Genomic DNA, 6,958 nt, shown 5'->3' with positions numbered 1-6,958 from the left:
GTTCTTTAAGTTCATTGGCAGGCGGTCCGGGAACGAGATCCTGACCATAACAGGCGATGTCCTGAACCAGATCGGGCAACTGGCCGGCTACTACTGGTACATGGGACTTGGCTTTGTTGTGCTCCTCGTCGCTATCGCCAGGGTATACCCGAAAGCAGCTCTTATACCGCACCAGCCGCCTGTACTGTGGAAACGCTACCTTCGGCTGCTGCTCGTAGCGGCCTTTGTGGTGCTGGGCATACGCGGAGGCATACAACTCAAACCGCTCCGGCCGGCGCACGCCTTTGTACTCGAGCCTGCCGTACTGGGGCATTTGTCGCTCAACAGTCCGTTCACTTTTATCAAGAGTATCGGAAAGTCGAAGCTGGAAGAAAAGCACTATTTCGCTTCGGATGCAGAGTTACTGGCTGCTATGAACTTTGATCCAAATAAATATGCACAACCGCAGGATTCGCCGCTTCAGGAAAATGTGGTGCTGATCATCCTGGAAAGTTTTGCTTCCGAATATGTGGGTGCCCTCAACAACGGGCAAGGCTATACCCCGTTCCTGGATTCCCTGGCGAAGGAAGGGCTGCTGTTCCGAAACAACTTTGCCAACGGGCGAAAATCCATCGAAGCATTGCCTTCCATCATGTCGGGCTTGCCTTCGCTGCTGCAGGAGCCTTATATTATCTCTCCTTACCAGTCGAACACCCTCTACAGTATAGGCCACCTGCTGCGCGACGCCGGGTATGAATCCGCTTTCTTTCACGGAGCGACAAATGGGACGATGGGCTTCAATGAGTTTACGCGCATGTCAGGTATAGCCCGCTACTATGGCCTGGATGAGTATCCGTCGGAATTGCGGGAACGGGACTATGACGGGAATTGGGGAATCTTTGATGAACCTTACCTGCAGTACGTAGCAGGTGAGCTGAATACGATCCGGCAACCTTTCTTTGCGACGCTCTTTACACTCAGTTCGCATCACCCCTATACCGTTCCGGACAAGTATAAGAATAAGTTTCCGAAGGGCGAACTGGAGATTCATGAATCAGTCGGCTACGCGGATCATGCCCTGCGAGCCTTCTTTGAAACAGCCTCCAAACAGCCCTGGTACCAGAATACGCTGTTTATACTTGTGGCCGATCATACGCAAAAGAGCATCCGGCCGGAATACCAGAACGAACTGGGTTTCTTCCGGGTGCCTTTGCTGCTGTTTCACCCTGGCAAGAAACTACAGGCGGATGAACAGAAAGTAACCCAACACGCCGATATTCTGCCGACCCTGGTAGACTACCTGAACCTGCCCACCGACAAGCTGCTCCCTTTCGGACAATCGGTACTGGATACGGCGGGTACGGGACACGCCTTGTTTTATAACGGGGCCTCCTACTTTATGGTGCAACAGCAGGGTGTCACCGAGCTCACGGCGGATGATCAGACCCGGTTCTATACCTACCCGGATATGGCCCCTGCCTCTCCATCCGAACTTCAGGAAAAACAACTCAAAGCGTACGTACAGTACTTCCGCAACAAGATGGTGGCCAACGATCTATACCCTTGGCGGAAGGAGAAGTAGCGGCTACAGGAGCGTCTGGAATACCGGGATTTCCTGTAGTGGCTGAAACCGGCGGCTCTCGAAGTCCACTTCCCAGCAGTAGTGCTCCAGGCCGTTGGTAATCACCACATACCGGGCCTGGAGGACCTGGTTATAGACCGATACCTGTTTGACTACTTCCTGCGTAATGGGCACATGCGCCGCCTTACATTCCACCAGCAGGTGTGGCTTTCCCCGCTGGTCATACACGCACATATCGGTGCGCTTCTGTAACTTGTTATAGGTGGTGCCGCGTTCTATACTGATAAGGCTCCTGGGATAGCGGAGCGCACCGGTGAGGTAGTGCATGAAATGCTGCCGCACCCACTCTTCGGGGGTGAGGGGAACATATTTCCTGCGGAGGGCATCAAAAATCACGGAGTTAGTTCCGGATTGTTTAATTTTGTACGCAAATGGCGGCAGGTTCAGCATTTCCATACCGCAATTTACCATTTTTGCAGCTCCGCCCCAGCGTAAGATTTGCCAAGGCGGTTTTTTTATATCTATTTATTTATATATTTAACCCATGAAGACGAAAGAGGAAATAGTAGGCGACTGGCTCCCGAGGTATACCGGCGTGCCATTGGACGAGTTTGGAGAATATATTCTGCTGACCAACTTTATCAATTACGTACGCATGTTCGCCGACCGGTTTGGCGTTGAGATCAGAGGCCTGGACAAACCCATGCAAACGGCTACGGCCAACAACATTACCATCATCAACTTTGGTATGGGGAGTGCGATGGCAGCCACGGTAATGGACCTGCTCTCCGCTATCAAGCCAAAAGCAGCCCTGTTTCTGGGCAAGTGTGGTGGCCTTAAAAGAAAAACCCAGATCGGGGACCTGATCCTGCCAATCGCAGCGATCCGGGGCGAAGGTACTTCTGATGACTACCTCCCCCCTGAAATTCCGGCTTTGCCTTCGTTCCGTTTGCAGCGTGCCGTCTCGTCCATGATCAAAAAGCACGAAATGGACTACTGGACCGGCACCGTGTATACCACCAACCGCCGCGTATGGGAGCATGATGAAGATTTCAAAGAGTACCTGCGCCAGATCCGGGCCATGGGCATCGACATGGAGACGGCTACCATCTTTACGGTGGGCTTCATCAACGAAATTCCCCATGGCGCCCTGCTGCTGGTGTCCGACAACCCGATGATCCCGGAAGGTGTGAAAACATCGGAAAGCGACAAACTGGTGACGAGTAACTATGTAGAAAAGCACCTGAGTATAGGTATAGATTCCCTGATCGAACTCATCAACTCCGGTGAATCTGTTAAACACATGCGTTTCGAATAAAAACCACACATGAAAAAAACACTACGCACTTTTGCAGCTACTGCCCTGTTGGGGATCACCCTCCTAAGCAGCTGTTCCCGCACCGAGTCAGTTGACCTGATCGTTTTCAATGGTACTGTCTATACGGTAAATGACAATTTTGACCAGGCAGAAGCTTTTGCCGTGAAAGATGGTAAGATTGTAGCGGTAGGCACGACAGCCGAGATCCGTGAGAAATTTAAGGCTTCAGAAGAACTGGACGCGGAAGGGAAAACCATTTACCCGGGTCTGATTGACGGCCACGCCCACTTCTTCCGCTATGGCCTGGATCTGCAGTCAGCTGATCTGGTGGGCACGACCTCGTTCAAAGAAGTAGTTCAGAAAGTAGTAGACCAGCGCAAGCAATACCCGGATGCCGAATGGATTGAAGGCCGAGGCTGGGACCAGAACGACTGGGCAGTGAAGGAATTCCCGACCAAAGATACCCTCGACCTCCTCTTCCCGGACACACCGGTCCTCCTTACCCGTATAGATGGCCACGGCGCCTTAGCGAATCAGAAAGCCCTGGACCTGGCAGGTATAACAACTCAGACCAAAATGGTAGGCGGCCTGGTAGAAGTGGAAGGCGGCCTTATGACCGGTATACTGATTGACAATGCGATCGGGTTGGTTGCTTCCAAGATACCGGAAGCCAATGAGCAGCAACAACGCCAGGCACTGCAGACCGCGGAAGCAAAATGTTTCGCCGTAGGCCTTACCTCTGTTGCGGATGCCGGCCTGGACAAGGCCAACGTAGACCTGATGGACGCCATGCAAAAAAGTGGTGAGCTCCAGATGCGTGTATATGCCATGATGAATCCGGGTAAGATTAACCAGGACCACTACTTCCAGAATGGCCCTTACAAGACGGACAGGATGAACGTGCGCTCTTTCAAGGTATACTCTGACGGCGCTTTGGGTTCAAGGGGAGCCAACCTGCTGAAACCATACAGCGACCGCCCCGGCCACTACGGCTTTCTGCTCGCCACGGAGCAGGAGTTCCGTGACATAGCCGCCTTACTCAATAAGCATGGCTTCCAGATGAACACGCATGCCATTGGCGACTCAGCCAACCGCCTATTGCTCGACATCTACGCCGAGGTACTGGGAGGCAAAAACGACAAACGCTGGCGCATAGAGCATGCCCAGATCGTGAATCCTGCTGATATGGCCAAGTATGGCAACAACAGCGTGATCCCATCGGTGCAGCCTACGCACGCCACCTCAGATATGTACTGGGCCGGCGATCGGCTGGGCAAGGAACGGATCAAGCATGCCTATCCTTTCAAAGAGCTGCTGGATCAGAACGGCTACATCCCGCTGGGCAGCGATTTCCCGGTAGAGGACATCAACCCGGTCTATGGTTTTCATGCGGCCGTAGCCCGTCAGGATGGGAAAAACTATCCGGAGGGTGGCTTTCAGATGGAAAATGCCCTGAGCCGCCAGGAAGCCATGCGCGGGATGACCGTATGGGCTGCGAAGGCTGCATTTGAGGAGAATGAGAAAGGGAGCATCGAACCCGGCAAGTTCGCCGATTTTATTCTGGTCGACCGCGACCTGATGACTATTGCCCCGGAACAAATGCGCGGCCTGCAGGTACTCCGCACCTTCGTGAACGGCAAGCAGGTGTATAAGAAGTAGAGTTAAGAGTTAAGAGTTAAGAATTCACAGCTCTTTAACTACATGAATGAAAGTCCGCAGGAGGTTTAACTTCTGCGGACTTTTTTGTTTGTAAATTCACACCTCCTGGTAAAACATAAGGCGAAATGATGTAAATCAGAAGCGGCTGCCCAAATGAGTAGCCGCTTCTGATTTAACCTGACTGAAAAAGCTATACCTGTTAGTTTATTTAGCTCAATGCAGGCTGTCCTTCTTCCCGTGCTTCCAGTAATTTTCTTCCTTTGATCAGTGACAGGAAGATAAGACCCAGCGCAAAGAATACGATCAGGGCTAGTATGCTGTAGCGCATAGAGCCTGTTACCTGCGCGATGGCGCCATAGGCCAGCGTACCGAGCACGATCGAGACCTTCTCCGTCACATCATAGAAGCTGAAAAAAGAAGCATTGTCTTTGGTTGTGGCAGGTATAAGTTTTGAGTAGGTAGAGCGGGATAGCGACTGTATACCGCCCATGACCGAGCCAACAACTGCTGCCAGCACATAAAATTCCAGCGCACTGGTGATAAAGTAAGCGGCCACACAAATGCAGATCCAAACCATGACTGCTACAATCAATGCCCGGATGTTGCCATACCTGGAAGACAGAAAAGCAAATCCATAAGCGCCCGCTATGGCGACCAGCTGTATAATGAGGATGGTCACAATCAGGGCATGGCTGGGCAGTTGCAGCACCTCTATCCCGAAGATCGTCGCCACATACATCACGGTCTGCACCCCCATGTTAAAAAAGAAGTAGGCCAGCAGAAAACTCTTGAGCAAAGGCAGGCCCTTTACCTGGTGCAGCACCTGCTGTAGCTCTTTAAAGCCGTTGAGTATCCAGCTGCCCTGCGGATTGCGTTTGTAGATGTTAGCCGGCAGGTGATAAAAGGTATACTGCGCAAAGCCAAACCACCACAATCCTGTAGTGAGGAAAGCGATGCGCGGGGGAAGGCTCGTATTCGTTTCTGCGATTCCAAACCACCCTGGCTGCAGGATCATGGCCAGGTTAAAGAGCAACAACAGGACACTGCCGATATACCCCATGGCAAAGCCACGGGCACTCAGCCGGTCAAACTGGTCTTCCGTAGCGATTTCGGGCAGGTACGAGTTATAGAACACAATACTGCCGCTAAAGCCGATGGAAGAGAATACAAACAGAATCATAGACACAGAGAACGTCTCCCTGGTGAAGAAAAATAAGCCTGCGCAGGAAAGGGAGCCGATGTAGCAAAACAACTGCATGAATAACTTTTTGCGGCCACTATAGTCAGCTATGGAGGTCAACAAAGGGCTCATCGCTGCTATGATCAGGAAAGAACCTGATATTGCGTAAGAGAATAGCACAGAACTTTGCAGATTGAAACCCAGGAAGTTGACCACCGTGGAAGCTGTTTCCGGGTGTTTGGCCACCGCACTATAATATATCGGGAAAATCGTCGATATGATCACCAGTGAATAGACTGAGTTGGCCCAGTCATAAAAACACCAGGCCTTGGTAACAGTAGGGTTATTCTTTTGCATAGCAGAAATATATATAAAATCTATTCAGCTGATTCAGACTAAAGTAAGAAATTCTTTTGCTTAACACCCTGGCAGGCAGGTACTCCCCTGCCGGGTTATCGAATTCAGTTAAATTCAGTTGACAGCGCAGGGCATGGCAGAACTGCTACCTACTTTGGCAGCTCTACCTGAGGCGAGGCTGGGTACGTGATTCTTTATCTTTCAGTATCTGTAAAATGAGATCCCAAAGATGCTCATAGGGCACGATCTCAATTTCAGCATACGCATCCCCGGGCGCAGGCGTCGCCATCAGCTTCTTATACAAGTTCTCTCCTTTCTGACGGCATTGCACGACATCAAAATCTTCGGTAACCACCAGCATCAGCAGCTTCAGGAAAAGTTTGCTCCTTAAACTGAAGACATCCTTTAAGTGAGTTGAAATATATTTCTTGAGGCTCTCGATCCGGTATAAGAGGGCTTCTGCATCGCCCTTTTCAAGTAGGTATATAAACTGTAGCGTTAGAATTGCCACGTTAAAACCGAGCTTATCTTTGCTGTATTCGGGCAGAGAAAGCAGGTACGGATTCTTGGCTTCCTGACTAATCGAGGTAGCTTCTGAATAAACGAGCCTGAAGTACGCCTGGTACAGCATCCAACGTTCCTTTGCTGTGGTAGGAATATTCTTGAAAGCGTTATTGTTAAATACCTTCTGCAACAACAGGTTACCCAAGGTATACTGCTTCGCATGAACTGCCAGCAGAAAATAGTTCTCCATATAAGCAAACCAGTTCTGGGACGAAGTTTTATATAAGGGCAAATTTAGCTCTGCGTAGTACAAGCCGTTCTCAAAGTCTTTGGCACGAAGGTGAGCATATACCAACACGAAATTGTTGTAAATCAGGTC

The 6,958-nt window shown here is 50.8% G+C and carries 5 protein-coding genes and 1 pseudogene; 3 read left to right on the top strand and 3 right to left on the bottom strand.

Annotation, left to right across the window (positions count from 1 at the left end; all coding sequences use genetic code 11):
- Positions 1–1,561: LTA synthase family protein (locus OB13_RS13825; protein WP_461490754.1), on the top strand; the 1,561-nt coding region annotated here is incomplete at its 5' end.
- Positions 1,562–1,564: 3 nt separating this feature from the next.
- On the opposite strand, the gene OB13_RS13820 is transcribed toward OB13_RS13825, so the two are convergent.
- Positions 1,565–2,017 (bottom strand): type I restriction enzyme HsdR N-terminal domain-containing protein, encoded by a 453-nt coding sequence (locus OB13_RS13820; RefSeq protein ID WP_461490753.1) that lies wholly within the window; start codon positions 2,015–2,017, stop codon positions 1,565–1,567.
- Positions 2,018–2,105: 88 nt separating this feature from the next.
- On the opposite strand from OB13_RS13820, the gene OB13_RS13815 reads away from it, so the two are divergent.
- Both OB13_RS13815 and OB13_RS13810 read left to right on the top strand, forming a co-directional pair.
- Positions 2,106–2,879 (top strand): AMP nucleosidase, encoded by a 774-nt coding sequence (locus tag OB13_RS13815; protein ID WP_461490752.1) that lies wholly within the window; start codon positions 2,106–2,108, stop codon positions 2,877–2,879.
- 9 nt (positions 2,880–2,888) lie between these two features.
- Positions 2,889–4,538, top strand: coding sequence for an amidohydrolase (locus OB13_RS13810; protein ID WP_461490751.1), 1,650 nt, complete (start codon positions 2,889–2,891; stop codon positions 4,536–4,538).
- 208 nt (positions 4,539–4,746) lie between these two features.
- Here OB13_RS13810 and OB13_RS13805 read toward each other — a convergent pair whose 3' ends face one another.
- Entirely contained in the window at positions 4,747–6,075 is a 1,329-nt protein-coding gene (locus OB13_RS13805; RefSeq protein ID WP_461490750.1) for an MFS transporter, read from the bottom strand.
- A gap of 163 nt (positions 6,076–6,238) precedes the next feature.
- Positions 6,239–6,958 (bottom strand): annotated as a pseudogene (locus OB13_RS13800) (hypothetical protein); the annotation flags it as partial.

This window comes from Pontibacter sp. HJ8, assembly GCF_054824225.1.
This window is presented reverse-complemented; position numbering and strand designations above follow the sequence as displayed.